The 17,648-nt window shown below is 42.0% G+C and carries 18 protein-coding genes and 1 other RNA gene; 5 read left to right on the forward strand and 14 right to left on the reverse strand.

Annotated elements, in window-relative coordinates:
- Positions 1-5: 5 nt before the first annotated feature.
- The 5 genes from ACTG7L_RS01055 to ACTG7L_RS01075 form a co-directional block, all read right to left on the reverse strand.
- Positions 6-887: a metal ABC transporter substrate-binding protein gene (locus ACTG7L_RS01055; protein ID WP_439287134.1), complete on the reverse strand. Its 882-nt coding sequence runs from the start codon at positions 885-887 to the stop codon at positions 6-8.
- Positions 888-1,035: 148 nt separating this feature from the next.
- A complete protein-coding gene (locus tag ACTG7L_RS01060; RefSeq protein ID WP_439241298.1) occupies positions 1,036-1,365 on the reverse strand; it encodes a TusE/DsrC/DsvC family sulfur relay protein in 330 nt (109 codons plus the stop codon).
- Between the two features lie 85 nt (positions 1,366-1,450).
- Positions 1,451-2,125, reverse strand: a complete 675-nt coding sequence (locus ACTG7L_RS01065) for a Bax inhibitor-1 family protein (RefSeq protein ID WP_439287135.1) — start codon at positions 2,123-2,125, stop codon at positions 1,451-1,453.
- Between the two features lie 118 nt (positions 2,126-2,243).
- Positions 2,244-2,786, reverse strand: a complete 543-nt coding sequence (locus ACTG7L_RS01070; protein WP_439287136.1) for a KdsC family phosphatase — start codon at positions 2,784-2,786, stop codon at positions 2,244-2,246.
- Positions 2,787-2,797: 11 nt separating this feature from the next.
- Positions 2,798-3,733 (reverse strand): KpsF/GutQ family sugar isomerase, encoded by a 936-nt coding sequence (locus ACTG7L_RS01075; RefSeq protein WP_439287137.1) that lies wholly within the window; start codon positions 3,731-3,733, stop codon positions 2,798-2,800.
- Positions 3,734-3,850: 117 nt separating this feature from the next.
- On the opposite strand from ACTG7L_RS01075, the gene rnpB reads away from it, so the two are divergent.
- An RNA gene (gene rnpB / locus ACTG7L_RS01080) (RNase P RNA component class A) lies at positions 3,851-4,254 on the forward strand.
- 45 nt (positions 4,255-4,299) lie between these two features.
- Here the strand turns inward: rnpB and ACTG7L_RS01085 are convergent.
- From ACTG7L_RS01085 to ACTG7L_RS01115, 7 genes are all read right to left on the reverse strand, one after another.
- Entirely contained in the window at positions 4,300-5,568 is a 1,269-nt protein-coding gene (locus ACTG7L_RS01085) for a sugar efflux transporter (protein ID WP_439287138.1), read from the reverse strand.
- A 99-nt stretch (positions 5,569-5,667) separates the two neighbouring features.
- Positions 5,668-6,456 carry a hypothetical protein gene (locus ACTG7L_RS01090; protein WP_439287139.1) on the reverse strand — a complete coding sequence of 263 codons (789 nt, stop codon included), beginning with the start codon at positions 6,454-6,456 and terminating at the stop codon, positions 5,668-5,670.
- A 222-nt stretch (positions 6,457-6,678) separates the two neighbouring features.
- On the reverse strand, positions 6,679-7,812 hold the full coding sequence (dnaJ, locus tag ACTG7L_RS01095) for a molecular chaperone DnaJ (RefSeq protein ID WP_439241284.1): 1,134 nt from the start codon (positions 7,810-7,812) through the stop codon (positions 6,679-6,681).
- Positions 7,813-7,832: 20 nt separating this feature from the next.
- The gene (locus ACTG7L_RS01100; protein ID WP_439256621.1) at positions 7,833-8,063 is read right to left on the reverse strand and encodes a DUF2798 domain-containing protein; all 231 of its coding nucleotides are present in this window, start codon (positions 8,061-8,063) and stop codon (positions 7,833-7,835) included.
- A 1-nt stretch (position 8,064) separates the two neighbouring features.
- Positions 8,065-8,661: a hypothetical protein gene (locus ACTG7L_RS01105; RefSeq protein ID WP_439287140.1), complete on the reverse strand. Its 597-nt coding sequence runs from the start codon at positions 8,659-8,661 to the stop codon at positions 8,065-8,067.
- 66 nt (positions 8,662-8,727) lie between these two features.
- The gene (dnaK, locus tag ACTG7L_RS01110; RefSeq protein WP_439287141.1) at positions 8,728-10,626 is read right to left on the reverse strand and encodes a molecular chaperone DnaK; all 1,899 of its coding nucleotides are present in this window, start codon (positions 10,624-10,626) and stop codon (positions 8,728-8,730) included.
- Positions 10,627-10,946: 320 nt separating this feature from the next.
- Positions 10,947-11,582 carry a membrane protein YczE gene (locus tag ACTG7L_RS01115; protein WP_439287142.1) on the reverse strand — a complete coding sequence of 212 codons (636 nt, stop codon included), beginning with the start codon at positions 11,580-11,582 and terminating at the stop codon, positions 10,947-10,949.
- A gap of 137 nt (positions 11,583-11,719) precedes the next feature.
- On the opposite strand from ACTG7L_RS01115, the gene ACTG7L_RS01120 reads away from it, so the two are divergent.
- From ACTG7L_RS01120 to deoD, 3 genes are all read left to right on the forward strand, one after another.
- A complete protein-coding gene (locus ACTG7L_RS01120) occupies positions 11,720-12,985 on the forward strand; it encodes a NupC/NupG family nucleoside CNT transporter (RefSeq protein WP_439241273.1) in 1,266 nt (421 codons plus the stop codon).
- A 112-nt stretch (positions 12,986-13,097) separates the two neighbouring features.
- Entirely contained in the window at positions 13,098-14,327 is a 1,230-nt protein-coding gene (locus ACTG7L_RS01125) for a phosphopentomutase (protein WP_439287143.1), read from the forward strand.
- A gap of 25 nt (positions 14,328-14,352) precedes the next feature.
- Entirely contained in the window at positions 14,353-15,072 is a 720-nt protein-coding gene (gene deoD, locus ACTG7L_RS01130; RefSeq protein WP_439241268.1) for a purine-nucleoside phosphorylase, read from the forward strand.
- Positions 15,073-15,147: 75 nt separating this feature from the next.
- Here the strand turns inward: deoD and ACTG7L_RS01135 are convergent, their stop codons facing one another.
- Positions 15,148-15,483, reverse strand: coding sequence for a zinc ribbon domain-containing protein YjdM (locus tag ACTG7L_RS01135; protein WP_439287144.1), 336 nt, complete (start codon positions 15,481-15,483; stop codon positions 15,148-15,150).
- A gap of 154 nt (positions 15,484-15,637) precedes the next feature.
- On the opposite strand from ACTG7L_RS01135, the gene ACTG7L_RS01140 reads away from it, so the two are divergent.
- Entirely contained in the window at positions 15,638-16,195 is a 558-nt protein-coding gene (locus ACTG7L_RS01140) for a YtfJ family protein (RefSeq protein WP_439287145.1), read from the forward strand.
- Positions 16,196-16,254: 59 nt separating this feature from the next.
- On the opposite strand, the gene ACTG7L_RS01145 is transcribed toward ACTG7L_RS01140, so the two are convergent.
- Positions 16,255-17,571 carry a nucleobase:cation symporter-2 family protein gene (locus ACTG7L_RS01145; RefSeq protein ID WP_439287146.1) on the reverse strand — a complete coding sequence of 439 codons (1,317 nt, stop codon included), beginning with the start codon at positions 17,569-17,571 and terminating at the stop codon, positions 16,255-16,257.
- Positions 17,572-17,648: the final 77 nt, after the last annotated feature.

Raw genomic sequence — 17,648 nt, forward strand, 5'->3', positions numbered from 1 at the left:
TATCCTTATTTTTCAAAGCCTTTGACAACGGTAGATACCGTCGTGTTAAGTAAATCAATATAGGTTGGCACAGGCCCGTCTGCGGTGGACAGCGAATCCACATACAGCACACCGCCAAATTTCGCCCCCGTTTCTTTTGCCACTTGTTTCATTGGTTTATCAGAAATGGTGCTTTCACAGAAGACGACTGGAATGTTATTTTTCTTCACAGAGTCAATGACTTTACGCACTTGTTTTGGTGTGCCTTGTTGTTCGGAATTGACGCCCCAAAGATAGAGTTCGTGATAACCATAGTCTTTGGCAAGATAACTAAAAGCCCCTTCGCAGGTGACTAACCAACGTTTAGATTCGGGCACTTGCATTAATTTTTCACGCATTGGGGCATCTAAGGCTTTGATTTTTTCTGCATAAGCCGCTGCGTTTTTGGTATAGGTTTCCGCATTGGTAGGGTCGTATTTAATCAACGCATTTTTAATATTTTCAATGTAAATCAAGCCATTAGATGGTGACATCCAAGAATGGGGATTCGGTTTACCTTTATATTCCCCATCATAAATAGATAACGGTGTAATGCCGTCAGTCACTACGACAGCGGGGACATCTTTCATATTTTGGAAGAATTTTTCAAACCAACGTTCCAAATTCAAGCCATTCCATAAAATTAAGTCAGCGGATTGGGCTTGCACTAAATCTTGTGGGGTAGGTTGATATTCGTGAATTTCTGCCCCTGGTTTGGTAATGGAATGCACTTCTGCGGCATCGCCTGCGATATTTTGGGCAATATCTTTAATCACCGTAAAGGTGGTCACCACTTTGAACTTGGCATAGCCAGCGGTGGCAGAAGCCGCGAGTAGGGCAGCGAAGATAAGTTTAACCAGTTTTTTCATTGTTTTCTCCTTAATATAAACGAAATTAAACATTGATACACTTATACAATAAGGCACCATAGCACCTAATTGCCCCACGAATTATAAACCTATATTTTTACCTGTCAAGTGATAATCATTCGCATTATCAAATTGATTCTCATTTAGCTTATAAACATTTTGCTGGTTTTGGCAAGCCTGCTAATTTTGTTGCTTGCTTAGCCGGTCCATCAGGAAATAAACGTTGTAAATAGCGACTGTTGCCTTTGTCAGCCCCCAATTTTTCCGCCATAGCTTTCACCAACATGCGAATGGCTGGCGACGTTTTATATTCTTGATAAAATGACCGCACAAAGTAAATCACTTCCCAATGGGCATCCGTCAGTGACAGATCTTCCTGCTCGGCAATCGCCATAGCCACTTCTTCATTCCACTGATTTAAATCCAACAGATAACCTGCAGAATCGGTTTCAATTTGTATTTGGTTCACTTCAAGCATACCATACCCTTACTTTTTGCGTGATTATAACAAAAAAACGCCCCACAATAGGGACGTTTCATTATTATTTTATCAATTGGTTAAACTAATCATCACCACGGAAAATACCGAGTAAATTTAATAGGCTGATGAATAAGTTATAAATTGAAACGAATAGACTCACTGTGGCACGAATATAGTTGGTTTCGCCACCGTGAATAATGTTGCTGGTTTCAAATAAAATACCGCCAGCAGAGAACAAGACAAATAATGCACTCATGGCCACATGCAAGGCTGGCATGTTTAAGAAAATATTCGCCACCATACCGATTAACAACACGATAAATAAGGCAAACATCATGCCAGATAAGAAAGACATATCTTTCTTGGTGGTTAATACATAAGCTGAACAAGCAAAGAATGTCGCTGCGGTACCGCCTAACGCAAGGACGATAGCGTCACTTAAACCTGCCCCCACATAGGCGTTTAAAATCGGCCCAATGGTGTAACCTAAAAAGCCAGTAAAGGCAAAAACAGCTAAAATTCCCGCCGCACTATTGGCTAAGGCATTGGTTAAAAACAATAAACCATAAAAACCCACTAACATCACAATGATACCTAGACGAGGTAAATTCAGTGACATAGAAACATAAGCCACGATAGCAGAAAAGGCTAAGGTCAGGCTTAATAAAAAGTAAGTGTTGCGTAACACTTTATGCGTTTGAAGTAGTGATTCGCTTTGCTCACGACCACCTAAAACAATACGAGATTGTTGTTGCATAGATTTTCCTTTTAAGTAGTAAAAATAACTTCCGTTAAATTAATGTTAAATGAATGAAAAGTCAACGTATTTTGAACTTATCACGATTTATATGGGGGCTTTGTTTAAAATTTCAACGTTACTGCGCCATATTCTTAACGGATTTCAAAAAGCCAACGGCTGAATTGTATACTTCGGCTTTATTTTGTGCGGCTAAAATCATATCCGACATTTCACGAAATGCCCCTTTGCCACCGCCTAAGGTGAGAACATAATCCGCTTGATCTTTCACGTAATCGGCTGCATCCGCCACCGCAAAAGCCAAACCACAGACCGCAAAAGCAGGCAGATCCACGCTGTCATCACCAATATAAGCCGTTTGTTCTGGCGTAACATTGGCTTGTCGCATTAATTCAAAGCAAGCGGTTTCTTTTTCTAGTTTACCTAATATGGATAACGTAATGCCCAGATCCTCCATGCGTTTTTGTAAAATCGGGGAGGAACGTCCAGACAATACCGCCACTTGAATACCTTGTTCCATCAGCATGCGAATGCCTAAACCATCACGTACGTGGAAACTTTTAATGGCCTCACCGTTGGCATCATAATGCAACAAGCCATCCGTTAACACGCCATCAATATCGGTGATCACGAATTTGATTTTTTGTAATTTTTCTAACATATTGGCCTTTTTTAGCTTGAGAATTCAATTAGTCCCACCACTTCACGCTGATCATTCACTACCACTAAAGAGTGAATTTTATTTTCTTTCATAAAGATTTCAGCGGAGGATAAAAATTCATCTTGGTGAATGGTTTTCGGGTTGCGGGTCATTAGATCTTGTGCGGTTTTTGTTAGGGTTGTTGCGCCGTTGGTGGTTAATGCACGGCGCACATCACCGTCGGTAATAATGCCTTGTAATTGATTATTTTCCATCACTAAGGCCACGCCCATTCGGCCCTCGTTCATAATCATCAAGCAGTCGGTAAAACTGGTGCTTGGTAAGGTGAGAGGCAAGCGAGTTTGCATTTGATCTTTTACACGACAAAGCAAACGACGACCAAGAGAACCACCCGGGTGGAATTTGGCAAAATCAATGGGTTTAAAATCTCGAGCATAGATTAATGCCACGGTTAAAGCATCACCCAACGCCAAGGTGACTAATGCCGAGGTGGTCGGCGCAAGATTATTCGGGCAAGCCTCCCGTTCGATACTAATATCCAACACATAATCCGCATGTTTGCCCAAAGTAGAATGCGGATTGCTGGTTAATGCAATGATTTTGTTACCAAAATTTTTCAAGCTCGGAATGAGTTTATTGACTTCGTCGCTTTCACCGCTATAAGAAATCAAAATCACCACATCAATGGGTTTTAACATGCCTAAATCGCCATGAAAGGCCTCGGTGGGGTGTAAAAAAAAGCTCGGCGTGCCAGTGGACGCAAGACTGGCCACAATTTTCTGTCCGATCAAGCCTGATTTCCCCACGCCACTGACGGCAATTCTTCCGTCACATTGTAGAATAAGCTCAATCACTTGATTAAAGGTATTGTCTAAATTCTGACTTAATTTTATTAAAGCCTGTTCCGCCATCGTAATGGTTTCACGGGCATTGTGTAGATGATCCATTTTGTCCCCAGCAAAAGTGCGGTGAAAAAAACTGCTGTTTATTCACCTAAAATTGTTGTTGGTATTTTAGCGCAAGTTTTGATTTCACTCTAGCAAAAATTCCGTTATACTACCGCCCGAGTTGGTTAGACAATCGCTGGTTTATTGAAGCCCTAACGTGTTCGCAAGAACGATCTAGTGGGACAAATAGACGAGAGGAAAGTCCGAGCTACACAGGGCAGAGTGCTAGGTAACGCCTAGGGGGAGCGATCCCACGACCAGTGCAACAGAGAGCAGACCGCCCCTCACCTAGATTGTTTACAATGTAAGTGAGGGGTAAGGGTGAAAGGGTGCGGTAAGAGCGCACCGCATGGCGGGTAACCGTTCATGGCATGGTAAACTCCACTCGTAGCAAGACCAAATAGGAACTCAATGGGTGTGCCCGCTCAGAGTTCGGGTAGGTTGCTTGAGCGTACGTGCGAACGTACGCCTAGAGGAATGATTGTCCACGACAGAACTCGGCTTATCGATCAACTCATGTTATTCCAATCCCCTCTCCCTCAGGGAGAGGGCTAGGGTGAGGGGAGCTAATTCACTGCTTTCACTTTCACCAAACACACCGCCCCAATCACAATCATCAAAAACGATACATAAAACACCGAGCTATAATGCCAATATTGTGCCAATAAACCTGCGATAGGGCCAGATACCACCCAACTTAATTTGGCGGCGTTACTAAACAACGTGGTGGCAGCACCTGCTTGGTTTGGCATTAAATCTTGAAAATATACCATGCCGAGGGTGGCGATAATGCCGATAAAAATCGCATTAAAAAATTGCAGTAACACCAACTGCCACGTTTCTTGAAAAAATAACAAGCCAAAATAAAACAAAAATCCGGCAAAAAGTGCGGTGAAAATTAAGGCTTTTTTGCTGAAATATTGGGTTAAATAACCGCCTAATAACATAATGGGAATTTCCAAGCCTGCGGCGGTTCCCATTAAGGTACCCGCTAATTCAGCGGATAAATGCAATTCGTGGATCACATATAACGGCATATTAATCAAATACATCCCGTTACAGTTAAAGATCATAAACACAGTGATAAACAAATACAGCACGCTTTTTCGATTATTGGCAGGGGCTTGTAGTGCGGTATTGTTTTCCGTTTTTTTGCGTGGCACTTTGGGCAACAGGGTGACGGAAATCAGTCCGCAGAATAAAAAGGCGAGTCCTGCAATGGAATACATCCAATCAAAACCCCAATTTAACGCAATACTAAAAGACAGCGGTGGCCCTACAATCCACGCCAGCGAAATTTGGGTTCGCATAATGGTGGAAAACATCACGGTTTCTTTGCCAGTACTGTCGGCATATTCTCGTGCCAATGCAAAGGATTGTGGATTAGCGGAGGAGCCCAAGCCAAGTAATGTCGTCCCCAAGATCACTAATAACCAGTAATCTCGGATAAACGCAAACACCAAACAACCGCCCACCGCTAATATACAGCAATACATCATTACTTTTCGGCGGTCGTCCATTTTGTCGGAATATTTGGCTAATACCTGACTTAATCCAATGCCAATAATGGCATTAATCGCATAGAAATAGCCCACCATGGCAGGGGAAACCTGAATTTCTTGCGATAAAAACAGGCTCAATGTGGGTAATTGAAAAGAGGAGGCAATGCCGGTTAAAAAGGCAATCAGTAAAAACGCAAAGGCCACTAAATTAGCCGGTTTTTCAATGGGTTGGGTTGGGGTGAGCATAATCGATCTCTGAAAAGCAAAAAGTGCGGTAGATTTTACCGCACTTTGGGGAATTTGATAAGATGATTGCTGTTTTTGATGTGTCATTCACACCCAATTTTGCTTAATGTTTGCGGATGTTCAGTTTTTATGTTGATAAAAGACAATCAACACAAAAACTGAACAAAACGGGATAATTACTACTTTTTAGTAGTAATCTATATCTTTTGGCGATCTTGTTTGTGGTGAATTACAGGTAGGGAATGTGTCATAAATATCTTTACTGTAACAACTCCCTCTCTGAATATCACAAACCCCCATATAGCAAAAACCGACATCGTTTGTGCAGCGAGTATCTGTTCTTAGATATTTAGTGTAACACTGGTTTGCTTTAAATACCGCGCTACAATCATTTGGCATTATATGAATTGCACCTACAGCGTTATGAAATGGAAACCGGGCTTCATAACAATCACTAAGATGATCTGAAGGCGATACTTTATCAGGGGTAAGGCGATAAACATGGTTCTTAAAAGCGACACTCTTGTAGGCATTTGGATCTCTTTTTCTATGCGTTTCAAGAATATTTATAGCGGCTTGTTTATTAAAACCTAAAAGATCATCAATGAGATCGGCAATATCATACGCATCAAAAGAAACGCCGTTACTTATGGATAACTTATCGTAACTCGTTAAACTTTGTAAATAGCGTTCAGCTTGTGCTTTTACTTCAGGACTTACCCGCTTCATCGTTTCTGATGCTAAATCAGGCGCCTTACTACCCATTGTGAATATAGCCTTGAATTTATCTTCTCCCGTTGGTACATCATATGAGAGATGGAAATAACGTCTTTTTAGATAAAGCACTTTTGGCCAATTATTTGAATTGATAGCACTAATTACCTCGTTGTCTAGTTCCTGAGTATCAAGAACATTACTACAACTACCTAATCCTAAGCAGACTACCATAAGGAGCATTTTCAACCAATTTCGCATACTAAATTCCTTTTAAAATCGATCCCAACAGTCATAGAAACACCTAAAATAAAGGGGTAAAAATGTGTTGAGAAAGTTTGTTAATTAAAATATAAACCTCCCCATTCTAAAAAAAAAAAATTAAAGTCAATCCCTAAAAATAAAAAAATTTGAAAAAAATACCCCGCACTTTCGTACGGGGCTAGTCATGGTGACGATAGTCTGCACATTATTTGGGCAACACTATTTCCCCAAATTATCAAAAAACTTCTTCACGCCATCAAAGAAACTGGAATGTTTTGGTCTTTGGGTGTCATGGCCCTCCAAACTTTCTTCCAATTGACGTAACAAGGTTTTTTGTTCTTCGTTGAGGGAAACCGGGGTTTCTACGACGATTTTGCAAATTAAATCGCCCGCATAACCACTTCGCATGGCGGTAATCCCTTTGCCACGCATACGGAACATTTTGCCCGTTTGGGTGCCCTCTGGAATTTTTAATTTTGCACGGCCCTCTAAGGTCGGCACTTCAATTTCGCCTCCAAGAGCGGCTTGGGTAAAGCTAATCGGGACCTCGCAGTATAAATTATTGCCGTCACGTTCAAAAATATGATGATCCTGTACATGAATGACCACATATAAATCCCCTGCCGGCGCACCATTTTCACCAGCAGCACCTTTGCCCGTTAAGCGTAATTGGTTGCCTGTATCCACACCTGCGGGGATTTTAACCGACAAACTTTCGGTTTTATGTACACGTCCGTCGCCGTGGCATTGTTTACAGGGTTTCTCAATTTTCTTACCTGTACCATGACAATGCGGACAAGCGGTTTCGGTGACAAAGAAACCTTGTTGACGGCGAACCCGACCTTGCCCATGACAGGTTGAACAGGTTTCCACTTTGGATCCTTTTTCTGCCCCTGTGCCGTTACATTCATCACAATGCACCAAGGTGCGAATTTGAATGTCTTTGGTGACACCACGCACGGCCTCTTCCAAGGTGATTTCAATGTCGTAACGTAAATCGTCACCACGTACTACACGTTGACGACCACCGCCGCCCCCGCCGAACATTTCGCTGAAAATATCTTCAAAGCCACCGAATCCCCCAAAGCCACCGCCAAATCCGCCAGCACCGCCACCAAATCCACCTTGTTCAAAGGCGGCGTGACCGTATTGATCGTAAGCCGCTCGTTTTTCTTTGTCGTTTAAGATCTCGTAGGCTTCGTTGATCTCTTTAAATTTTTCTTCGCTGTCTTTATCGCCCTTGGTTCTATCTGGGTGATATTTCATTGCTAGGCGTTTATAGGCACGTTTGATTTCTTTCTCATCCGCCCCTTTTTGAATGCCTAGTACGTCGTAATAATCTCGTTTTGCCATAATCTGTTACTCGAAATAAGTTAATCTGTAAATTTAATATTGTGTACCCATTTAGCAATCAATGGCTGTAAAAACCAAATGGTTGGAAAGGCCACACAAAAGGCGACAAGCCAGTTTTTAGGCCAGTTCATAATAAAATCAAGGGTAAAACCATTATTAAATAAGGACATCCCAAATGAAATAAACATTGAATAAATAAATACCGATACGCTGACCATAATGGGGCGAAACCATCTTCTTTTAATTGCCATTTTACTTCTCTTTGATTAATTGTGGATTTTTATATACTTCAATGTGTTTATAATTTGATGTATTTTTAGTTAAACATTCGCTATCGTAGGTGATACCATTTATTTTTTGGCTAAGAATAAAACCATCTTTAATAAATTTATTAAATGTTAATTTAACTTCACCACCTTTATTAGAAGAGTGAATATTATATATTTTTTCTTCTAGTTTTCGGAGTTCATTGCCTTTTTGGATATCTTCCCAAATACTTGTCGTAATCAGACGTTTGAAGTCTTTTTGTTTTAAATCATAAGTTAAGGTATCACCCGATAATTTCCATGTTCCTTCATTAATGCTGAGATATCTAAATGGAGAACTAAAATAATTATCTATATTTTTATTTGTAAGAACATTCAGGATATGATCTAAAATATAATTATCATCTTTTAATGATCCATCTGCATTTAAGGTCATGAAATCAACCGTACCAACATTGGCATGTTTATATTCTGTGGTACAAATCCATTCCCCCACTAATGCGTCTTTAGTTAATGGTTGGGCAGCGCTAGAGCAAGCAGTCAATAGTAATGTTGGAACTAATGCTAAATATAATTGTTTCATTGTTATTCCTTAATAAATACACCAAAAGGGCGTAAACTTACGCCCTTAATTAATGGATAATAAAGATTATTTATTATCTTTCACTTCTTCAAACTCCGCATCCACCACATCATCTTGTGGTTTTCCGCTTTGAGCTTGTTGAGCGTCTGGTTGTGGTTGAGCGGCTTGCATTAATTTTTCAGATACTTGAATTAACGCTTGCAATTTCGCATCAATTTCCGCTTTATTTTCACCTTTGGCTGCGGTTTCAAGCTCGCCTAAGGCTTTTTCAATCGGAGCTTTGTCATCAACAGAAAGTTTGTCGCCTACTTCGCTTAATTGTTTGCGAGTAGAGTGAACAATTGCATCTGCTTGATTGCGAGCTTGGACTAATTCTTCAAATTTACGGTCTGCTTCGGCGTTGGCTTCGGCATCACGTACCATTTGTTGAATTTCTTCATCACTTAAACCAGATGAGGCTTTGATAGTGATTTGTTGTTCTTTACCTGTTCCTTTATCTTTAGCAGAAACGTGGATAATACCGTCTGCGTCAATATCAAACGTCACTTCAATTTGTGGCATACCGCGTGGTGCTGGGTTAATGCCTTCAAGGTTGAATTGACCCAAAGATTTATTGGCTGACGCTTGTTTACGTTCACCTTGTAACACGTGGATGGTTACCGCACTTTGGTTATCTTCTGCCGTTGAGAACACTTGCGATTTTTTAGTTGGAATCGTGGTGTTTTTCTCAATTAGGGTAGTCATTACACCGCCCATGGTTTCGATACCTAATGATAATGGGGTAACGTCTAATAATAACACGTCAGTCACATTACCAGATAACACACCACCTTGTACCGCTGCACCCACTGCAACGGCTTCATCTGGGTTCACGTCTTTGCGTGGTTCTTTACCAAAGAATTCTGCTACTTTTTGTTGCACTAATGGCATACGAGTTTGACCGCCCACAAGAAGTACATCATCAATTTGTGAAATACTCAAGCCCGCATCATTTAACGCTACTTTTACAGGTTCAATGGAACGAGCGACTAAATCTTCCACTAAGGCTTCTAATTTTGCACGAGTTAATTTAATGTTTAAGTGTTTTGGTCCAGTCGCATCAGCTGTGATATAAGGCAAATTCACGTCTGTTTGTTGAGCAGAAGAAAGTTCAATTTTGGCTTTTTCGCCTGCTTCTTTTAAACGTTGCATCGCTAATGGATCGTTGCGTAAATCGACACCTTGTTCTTTTTTGAACTCATCTACCAAGTAATTGATTACACGGTTATCAAAGTCTTCACCACCTAAGTGAGTATCACCATTGGTTGCTAATACTTCAAAGGTTTTTTCGCCACCGACTTCATCAATTTCGATGATAGACAAGTCGAATGTACCACCACCCAAGTCATACACCGCAATGGTTTGGTTGCCTTTGCCTTTATCTAAACCGTAAGCCAATGCCGCCGCAGTTGGTTCGTTGATGATACGTTTTACATCTAACCCTGCGATACGACCTGCGTCTTTGGTGGCTTGACGTTGGGCGTCGTTAAAGTAAGCCGGTACTGTGATGACGGCCTCGGTGACGGTTTCGCCCAAGAAATCTTCGGCGGTTTTTTTCATTTTTTTCAACACTTCGGCTGAAATTTGTGGTGGCGCTAATTTGTCGCCTTTCACATCTACCCACGCGTCGCCGTTGTCGGCTTTCACAATGCTGAATGGCATAATGTTCACATCACGTTGTACTTCTTGGTCCTCAAAACGGCGACCAATTAAACGTTTGATGGCAAATAACGTATTTTTCGGATTGGTGACCGCTTGACGTTTCGCCGGTTGACCCACTAAGGTTTCATTGTCATTGGTATAGGCAATGATTGACGGGGTGGTGCGATCGCCCTCGGCGTTTTCAATCACACGTGGTTTGTCGCCATCCATCACAGCCACACAAGAGTTGGTTGTCCCTAAGTCAATACCGATAATTTTTCCCATAATTTGTTTTCCTTCTAGTTAAATCTGTTTATTTCGCAATGCTTTTCTTGTTGATATTCAGAATAAGCTCGCTTGCTTGTTACTTAAAATGTGGTTGGCTTTTCCTTTTTCAAGGGCTGTTTTAAAATTTTTTTGACATTTTAAAATGGCGGGACAACATCACATTTTTTGATTGTGTTGATAAAGTAAGGTTGGTTTTGCGTATTTCAAGTGGGGAGAATGAAAATAGGAGGAGAAAGAGAATAGGGGGAGATAGCTTAAAATCAAGGTGAAACTGCGGTGTAAAAATATGAAGATTTTCCACCGCACTTTGTCGCAAATTAATGATGTCGGATTAAGCTCAGTGTGCCTTGAATAATCCAACCGACCGCAAGCGCATAGACTAATGTGCCGATACCGACCGTGCCACCGAGCCAATATCCTAATGCGCAAGCGGTCACTTCAATGACGGTTCGGACCACCGCAATGCGCCAATGAAATTTTTGGCATATTCCCACCATTAAACCATCACGAGGGCCTGCCCCAAGATGGCAAGTGAGATAAAAGGCAGTGCCAACGCCAAGTAGTAACATGCCCATTAAAAAGTAGCCAATTTGTCCTGTTAAATCCGTTGGGAAAGGGAGATAGGCAACGGTGATACCGAGTAATATGGCGATCACAATGACATTTAACAGGGTGCCAATACCCAGTCGCATTTTGAGGGGGATCCACAGCAGCATGACGATTCCGCTGATTAGAAAAGACGCCCAGCCAACACTAAAATTACCCTGTAAAGCAATGCCTTGTGAGAGTACCGTCCACGGGGCCGAACCGAGATCAGACAGCAAAATCAAGCCCTCACCAATCCCCATAATCATTAGGGTTGGCAATAGCACAAACAAGGACTTTGTTTCTAGTGACCAAATATGTTTGGCGGTCCAAATCGTGTCGGGTAACGTGGCGGGTTTTAGTTTCATTCAATCGTTCCAAAGCAGTTGAGCCTATCATAATCAAAAAATGATGAGAAAAAAACAAAATTAAACGCATAACTTATAGCAGAAAAATATAAAAGCGGTTAGAATGGGGCAATTTTTACTTTCAGGAGAAATACATCATGGGGTCATTAATTAGTATCTTAGGGATTGTGGTATTATTGGGTATCGCATTCTTATGTTCAAACAATCGTAAAGCCATTAATTTCAGAACCGTGTTCGGGGCGTTACTTATCCAAATCATTTTTGGCGCACTGATTCTTTATGTGCCTGCGGGACGAGATGCCTTGCTCTGGTTATCCAATGGCGTGCAAAAAGTGATTGGTTATGGCTTTCAGGGGATTGAATTTGTTTTTGGCGGTTTAGCCAGTAATAAAATTTTTGAAGTGATGGGCGGTGATGGCTTTATTTTTGCCGTGCGTGTTCTCCCAAGTATTATTTTCTTCTCCGCCTTGATTTCCGTGCTGTATTATATCGGTGTCATGCAATGGGTGATTAAAATTATCGGCGGTGGCTTGCAAAAATTATTAGGCACCTCCAAAGCGGAGTCCATGTCTGCGGCGGGGAATATTTTCGTTGGACAAACCGAGGCACCCTTACTGGTGAGACCTTACATCAGCAAAATGACCAACTCCGAACTTTTCGCCATTATGTGTGGTGGTTTGGCGTCAATTTCAGGCTCTATGTTAGCCGGTTATTCAAGCATGGGCGTGCCATTACCTTATCTGATTGCCGCCTCCTTTATGGCCGCACCGGCGGGTTTATTATTCGCTAAAATGTTATATCCACAAACCGAAAAATTTGATGACAGTATTGAACATGTTGAATTAGAAAAACCCTCTAATATTTTAGACGCCGCAGCAGGTGGCGCCTCTTCTGGTTTACAACTGGCGTTAAATGTGGGCGCAATGTTAGTGGCCTTTATCGCTTTAATTGCCTTGATTAATGGTATTTTAGGCGGTGTCGGTGGCTGGTTTGGCTATGATGAATTGTCTCTTGGCGTGATTTTTGCTTGGATTTTCAAACCATTAGCTTGGTTGATCGGGGTGCCTTGGGAAGACGCAGGTGTTGCAGGCCAAATGATTGGTACAAAATTAGCGATTAACGAATTTGTCGGCTATTCAGATTTTGCCAAATATTTAAGCCCAGAAAGTGCGGTGCAATTAGCGGACAAAACGAAAGCGATCATCACCTTTGCCTTGTGTGGTTTTGCGAACTTTGGTTCGATTGCGATTCTGATCGGTGGCTTAGGTGCCATGGCGCCAAATCGTCGTGGTGATATTGCTCGTTTAGGCTTGAAAGCGTTGGTTGCAGGAACATTATCAAACTTAATGAGCGCCACTATTGCGGGCTTATTTATTGGTTTAAGCGGTGTTGCTTTAGCCTAAACCACGGTATAATGAATGACCGATTTAAGGAGTACACCACAGCATTGTCTGTGGTGTTGTTATTTTTAACCCTGTTAAACGTTTGCGTGAACGGAAATAAGGAAAGAAAAGGATGAAACGTGTATTCATCATCATGCTTGATTCGCTCGGCATTGGCAGTGCAAGGGATGCGGATAAATTTGGCGATCAAGGGGCCAATACATTGGGGCATATTGCACAATATTGTGCGGCCAATCAAGCAAACAGTACGGATTTATCCATTCGTCAAGGGCGCTTGAAATTACCTCATTTGGAAACCCTCGGCTTGGGGCTTGCCGCCGAAAAATCTTGTGGCGTGTTACCTGACGGCTTTCAAGCCGCACCCGAATTAATCGGTGGTTATGCCTTTGCACAGCAAATTTCATCCAGTAAAGATACGATTTCAGGGCATTGGGAAATAGCGGGAGTCCCCGTCTTTTTGAAGTGGAATGTTTTTCCGCAAGCAGAACAGAGTTTTCCTGAGGATTTGCTTGAGCGCATTGTACAAAAAGCGGGCTTGGCGGGGTATTTAGGAAATTGCCACGGCACCAGTACGACAATTTTAGATACCTTTGGCGAGGAGCATATCAAAACGGGTTATCCGATTTTTTATACCTCGGAAGAATCCGTGTTTCAAATTGCTTGCCACGAACAACATTATGGCTTAGAGAAACTGTATGAACTTTGCCAAATTGTGCGAGAAGAATTAGCACTCGACAATATTGGGCGAGTGATTGCACGTCCTTTTGTGGGGGAAAAAACAGGAGAATTCCAACGCACCACGAATCGTCGAGATTTCACCGTAGAGCCACCGGCCAAAACCCTGTTACAAAAACTCATTGAAGAAAAACAAGGGATTGTGGTTGCTGTGGGCAATGTGGCGGATATTTATGCACATACGGGGATTAGCAAAAAAGTCAAAGCGACGGGGCTAGAAGAATTATTTGATAAAACCTTGCAAGAAATGCGAAGTGCGGGGGAAAACACCCTCGTTTTTGCCAATTTTGTGAATTTTGATGCCACAGTAGGTTATCACCGAGATGTCACAGATTACGCCATAGGCTTAGAATATTTTGATCGCCGTTTGCCGGAATTATTGGAATTAGTCAACAACGAGGATCTATTAATTCTGACCACCGATCATGGTTGTGATCCAACATGGCAAGAGTCCATTCATACCCGTGAACATATTCCCGTGTTACTGTATGGTTCAAGCATACCCAAAGCCTTTCTTGGTCAACGAGAAACCTTTGCGGATATCGCACAAACCGTAGCACAATATTTTGATTTATCGCCGATGGATTACGGTAAATCGATCCTTTAATTGATTAAACAGAGAGGAAAACATTATGACTCCACATATTAACGCACCAGCAGGCGCATTTGCAGATGCCGTATTAATGCCAGGTGATCCACTTCGGGCTAAATACATTGCAGAAACATTTTTAGAAAACGTTCAAGAAGTAACCAATGTTCGTAATATGCTTGGTTATACGGGGACTTACAAGGGCCGCCGAATTTCCGTGATGGGACATGGCATGGGGATTCCCTCTTGCTCAATTTACAGTAAAGAACTGATTACCGAATATGGCGTGAAAAAAATTATTCGTGTCGGTTCTTGCGGTGCGGTCCGTCAGGATGTGAAAGTCCGTGATGTGGTGATTGGATTGGGGGCTTGTACTGATAGCAAAGTCAATCGTATTCGTTTTAAAGATAACGATTTTGCCGCCATTGCGGATTTTGAGATGACACAAGCTGCCGTACAAGCGGCGAAAAACAAAGGCGTTAAGGTTCGAGTTGGGAATTTATTCTCTGCGGATCTTTTCTATACACCGGATGTGGAAATGTTTGATGTGATGGAAAAATATGGCATTCTTGGGGTTGAAATGGAGGCCGCTGGCATTTACGCCGTGGCGGCGGAATACGGGGCGAAAGCCTTATGTATTTGTACGGTTTCCGATCATATTCGGACAGGCGAACAAACCAGTTCAGAAGAACGTCAATTCACCTTTAATGAGATGATTGAGATTGCGTTAGACAGTATCTTAATCGGTGATTCTGCTGAATAGTGCGCATAAAAAGTGCGGTGATTTTATTCAATAATTTGATTGAATTTGCACCGCACTTTATGCTTGAGAAAAGGGTTAAGCCTTTTTCAGAAATACCGATTTTAATGAAAAAGGTTGGCCCTCAATTTTACAATCCACATCATGATCGCTGTCGACTAAGCGAATATTCTTCGCTTTGGTGCCTTTTTTCAACACAATAGATGACCCCTTTACTTTAAGATCTTTAATTAAAATGACGTCATCGCCATCTTGTAATAGATTACCATTGCTGTCTTTCCACACTTTTTGTTGGTTTTCTTCGCTTATTTCTTCACCTGACCATTCATAAGCACAGTCAGGGCAAACAAAATTCACGCTATCGTGATAAACATAGTCACCCTGACATTTGGGGCAAGTCGGCATTTGATCCATTTTCTTTTCCTTACGTATAAAATTGAGCGCCAGTATAGCAGAGAATCGGCGATTTATCCAAAATTCGCCCTTGTGCGAATTTCTTTTATGCTCGGATTTCTTTTATACTCACTTTTCAGTAGAATAGAGCGCAACATTTAATTAAGAGGTGAGTATGAAAACAAAACAACTGATTATTGCATTATCCACAGCGTTATTTTCGAATGTGTTATTGGCGCATAATATTCAAGTAAACAGCCCATTACCGGCAGTTAGCGTACAAAAAGACGGTGAGATAAATCTCAACGGTGACAAGGTTCAATATCAAGGTTGGCATTCTGCCCAGTTAGTCGGCAAAGTTCGAGTGGTACAGCATTTTGCCGGCAGAACCGCAGCCAAAGAAAAAAATGAGGCATTAATTCAAGCCATTAAACAAGCGGGATTTGACCGTAACAAATATCAAACCACCAGCATTATTAATGCGGATGACGCCGTGATTGGCACGGGAATTTTTGTTAAAAACAGCGCAGAAAAAGGTAAAAAGGAAAATGCCCACAGTCAGGTGATTTTGGATCAACAAAGTGCGGTGAAAAATGCGTGGCAATTACGTGAAAAAGACAGTGCGGTGATTGTGTTAGATAAAACCGGTAAAGTCCAATTTGTGGCAGAGGGCAAATTATCGGTGGAACATGTAAAAGAAGTGATTGATTTAGTGGGAAAATTAATCAAATAATCCTTGAAAATTTGCCCCATACTTCACATTCAGGAAGATGGGGCATTTTTTATCGCTTATTATGCGTGAGCTTTCGTTTTAGTCGGTTTATCTTCTGGTAAGATTAAATTTAAGATCAAGGCAAGCAAGGAGCCGACGGTAATGCCTGAACCAAAAATTTCTTTGAAGAACGTTGGCAATTTATCCAATAATTCTGGACGTGTGGTAACCGCTAATCCGCAACCGATAGAAATCGCAATAATTAAACCGTTGCGTTTGCTACGTTCAATGTTGTCCAACATTTGAATACCGGCCGCAATAATCATAGCGAACATCATTAAGCCCGCCCCACCTAACACGGGCAAGGGAATAGAAACGATTAACGCCCCAAACACAGGGAATAAGCCCGCTAATACCAATAAACCGCCCGTCAGTGCAACAACATAACGACTTGCTACGCCTGTCAAGGTGATTACGCCGATATTTTGTGAGAAAGAAGAAAATGGCGTGGTCGACATCACGGCCGCCAAGGCAGAACCCAAACCATCACACAGAATACCGCCACGTAAATGTTTGCCCGTGATTTCCGTTTGTGTGGCATTGCCTAAGGCGAGGAAGTTACCGCTACTTTCTACGATAGTGACTAAATAAGCAATCGCCATACCGATAATGCCGGTAATCGGGAAAGATAAGCCAAAATGTAAAGGTTGTGGCAACGCAAAGGCTTGTGCCTCTTTTACGCCAGTGAAGTCAATCCACCCAAGGGCAAGGCAAAGGATATAACCGGTCATCATACCGATCACAATCGCAGCCGCAGAGAAAATGCCGGTTCCCCATTGCACTAACGCTACTACAATAACGAGTACAAACGTCGCCATCATCAGATTTTCAGGGGCAGCATAATTGGCATCAGAGCGTTGACCACCAGCAAACCAGTCCACCGCCACAGAAATCAAACTTAATCCGATCATCATCACGACAGTTCCAGTAACCACCGGTGGGAATAATTTGCGAATACTCGGCATAAAGAAACTGCCGATAATCATCACTAAGGCACCGACTAAGGACGATCCGAGAATACCTGCCACCCCATGTTCACTAAAACCTACGGCAAGGGCGGCTGACACAAATGTAAAGCTGGTTCCCATTACGCTAGGTAATCGAATCCCAATCGGCCCCAACCCACGGCATTGAATGATCGTCACGATCCCCGATACTAACAAGGCAGCGTTGACTAAAATAATGGTGTCGGGAGTAGGTAATTTTAATACGTTACCAATCACTAATGGTACGGCAATAATACCGCCGAGCGCAGCGAGTAAATGTTGTGCCGCTAATAATAAACTTAACCCAAAAGGCGGTTTATCTTCTACGGTATAAAGTAGGTTGTTATTCATAATGGTTCCTTAACTAAAAAATAGGCACGCATTATACAGCAAACGTTTGCGTTTTGTTAGAAAAAAGTGCGGTGGGA

Origin of the sequence: Lonepinella sp. BR2357 (assembly GCF_051851525.1) — a bacterium.
GTDB lineage: Bacteria > Pseudomonadota > Gammaproteobacteria > Enterobacterales > Pasteurellaceae > Lonepinella.

What these genes read in the sequence shown, in the direction of transcription:
- dnaJ (WP_439241284.1), bottom strand. Translation starts at nt 7,812, where the DNA reads ATGGCAAAACGAGATTATTACGACGTACTAGGCATTCAAAAAGGGGCG.
- ACTG7L_RS01145 (WP_439287146.1), bottom strand. Translation starts at nt 17,571, where the DNA reads ATGAATAACAACCTACTTTATACCGTAGAAGATAAACCGCCTTTTGGG.
- deoD (WP_439241268.1), top strand. Translation starts at nt 14,353, where the DNA reads ATGACTCCACATATTAACGCACCAGCAGGCGCATTTGCAGATGCCGTA.
- dnaK (WP_439287141.1), bottom strand. Translation starts at nt 10,626, where the DNA reads ATGGGAAAAATTATCGGTATTGACTTAGGGACAACCAACTCTTGTGTG.
- ACTG7L_RS01075 (WP_439287137.1), bottom strand. Translation starts at nt 3,733, where the DNA reads ATGGATCATCTACACAATGCCCGTGAAACCATTACGATGGCGGAACAG.
- ACTG7L_RS01065 (WP_439287135.1), bottom strand. Translation starts at nt 2,125, where the DNA reads ATGCAACAACAATCTCGTATTGTTTTAGGTGGTCGTGAGCAAAGCGAA.
- ACTG7L_RS01105 (WP_439287140.1), bottom strand. Translation starts at nt 8,661, where the DNA reads ATGAAACAATTATATTTAGCATTAGTTCCAACATTACTATTGACTGCT.
- ACTG7L_RS01115 (WP_439287142.1), bottom strand. Translation starts at nt 11,582, where the DNA reads ATGAAACTAAAACCCGCCACGTTACCCGACACGATTTGGACCGCCAAA.
- ACTG7L_RS01135 (WP_439287144.1), bottom strand. Translation starts at nt 15,483, where the DNA reads ATGGATCAAATGCCGACTTGCCCCAAATGTCAGGGTGACTATGTTTAT.
- ACTG7L_RS01055 (WP_439287134.1), bottom strand. Translation starts at nt 887, where the DNA reads ATGAAAAAACTGGTTAAACTTATCTTCGCTGCCCTACTCGCGGCTTCT.
- ACTG7L_RS01090 (WP_439287139.1), bottom strand. Translation starts at nt 6,456, where the DNA reads ATGCGAAATTGGTTGAAAATGCTCCTTATGGTAGTCTGCTTAGGATTA.
- ACTG7L_RS01120 (WP_439241273.1), top strand. Translation starts at nt 11,720, where the DNA reads ATGGGGTCATTAATTAGTATCTTAGGGATTGTGGTATTATTGGGTATC.
- ACTG7L_RS01060 (WP_439241298.1), bottom strand. Translation starts at nt 1,365, where the DNA reads ATGCTTGAAGTGAACCAAATACAAATTGAAACCGATTCTGCAGGTTAT.
- ACTG7L_RS01100 (WP_439256621.1), bottom strand. Translation starts at nt 8,063, where the DNA reads ATGGCAATTAAAAGAAGATGGTTTCGCCCCATTATGGTCAGCGTATCG.
- ACTG7L_RS01125 (WP_439287143.1), top strand. Translation starts at nt 13,098, where the DNA reads ATGAAACGTGTATTCATCATCATGCTTGATTCGCTCGGCATTGGCAGT.
- ACTG7L_RS01140 (WP_439287145.1), top strand. Translation starts at nt 15,638, where the DNA reads ATGAAAACAAAACAACTGATTATTGCATTATCCACAGCGTTATTTTCG.
- ACTG7L_RS01070 (WP_439287136.1), bottom strand. Translation starts at nt 2,786, where the DNA reads ATGTTAGAAAAATTACAAAAAATCAAATTCGTGATCACCGATATTGAT.
- ACTG7L_RS01085 (WP_439287138.1), bottom strand. Translation starts at nt 5,568, where the DNA reads ATGACACATCAAAAACAGCAATCATCTTATCAAATTCCCCAAAGTGCG.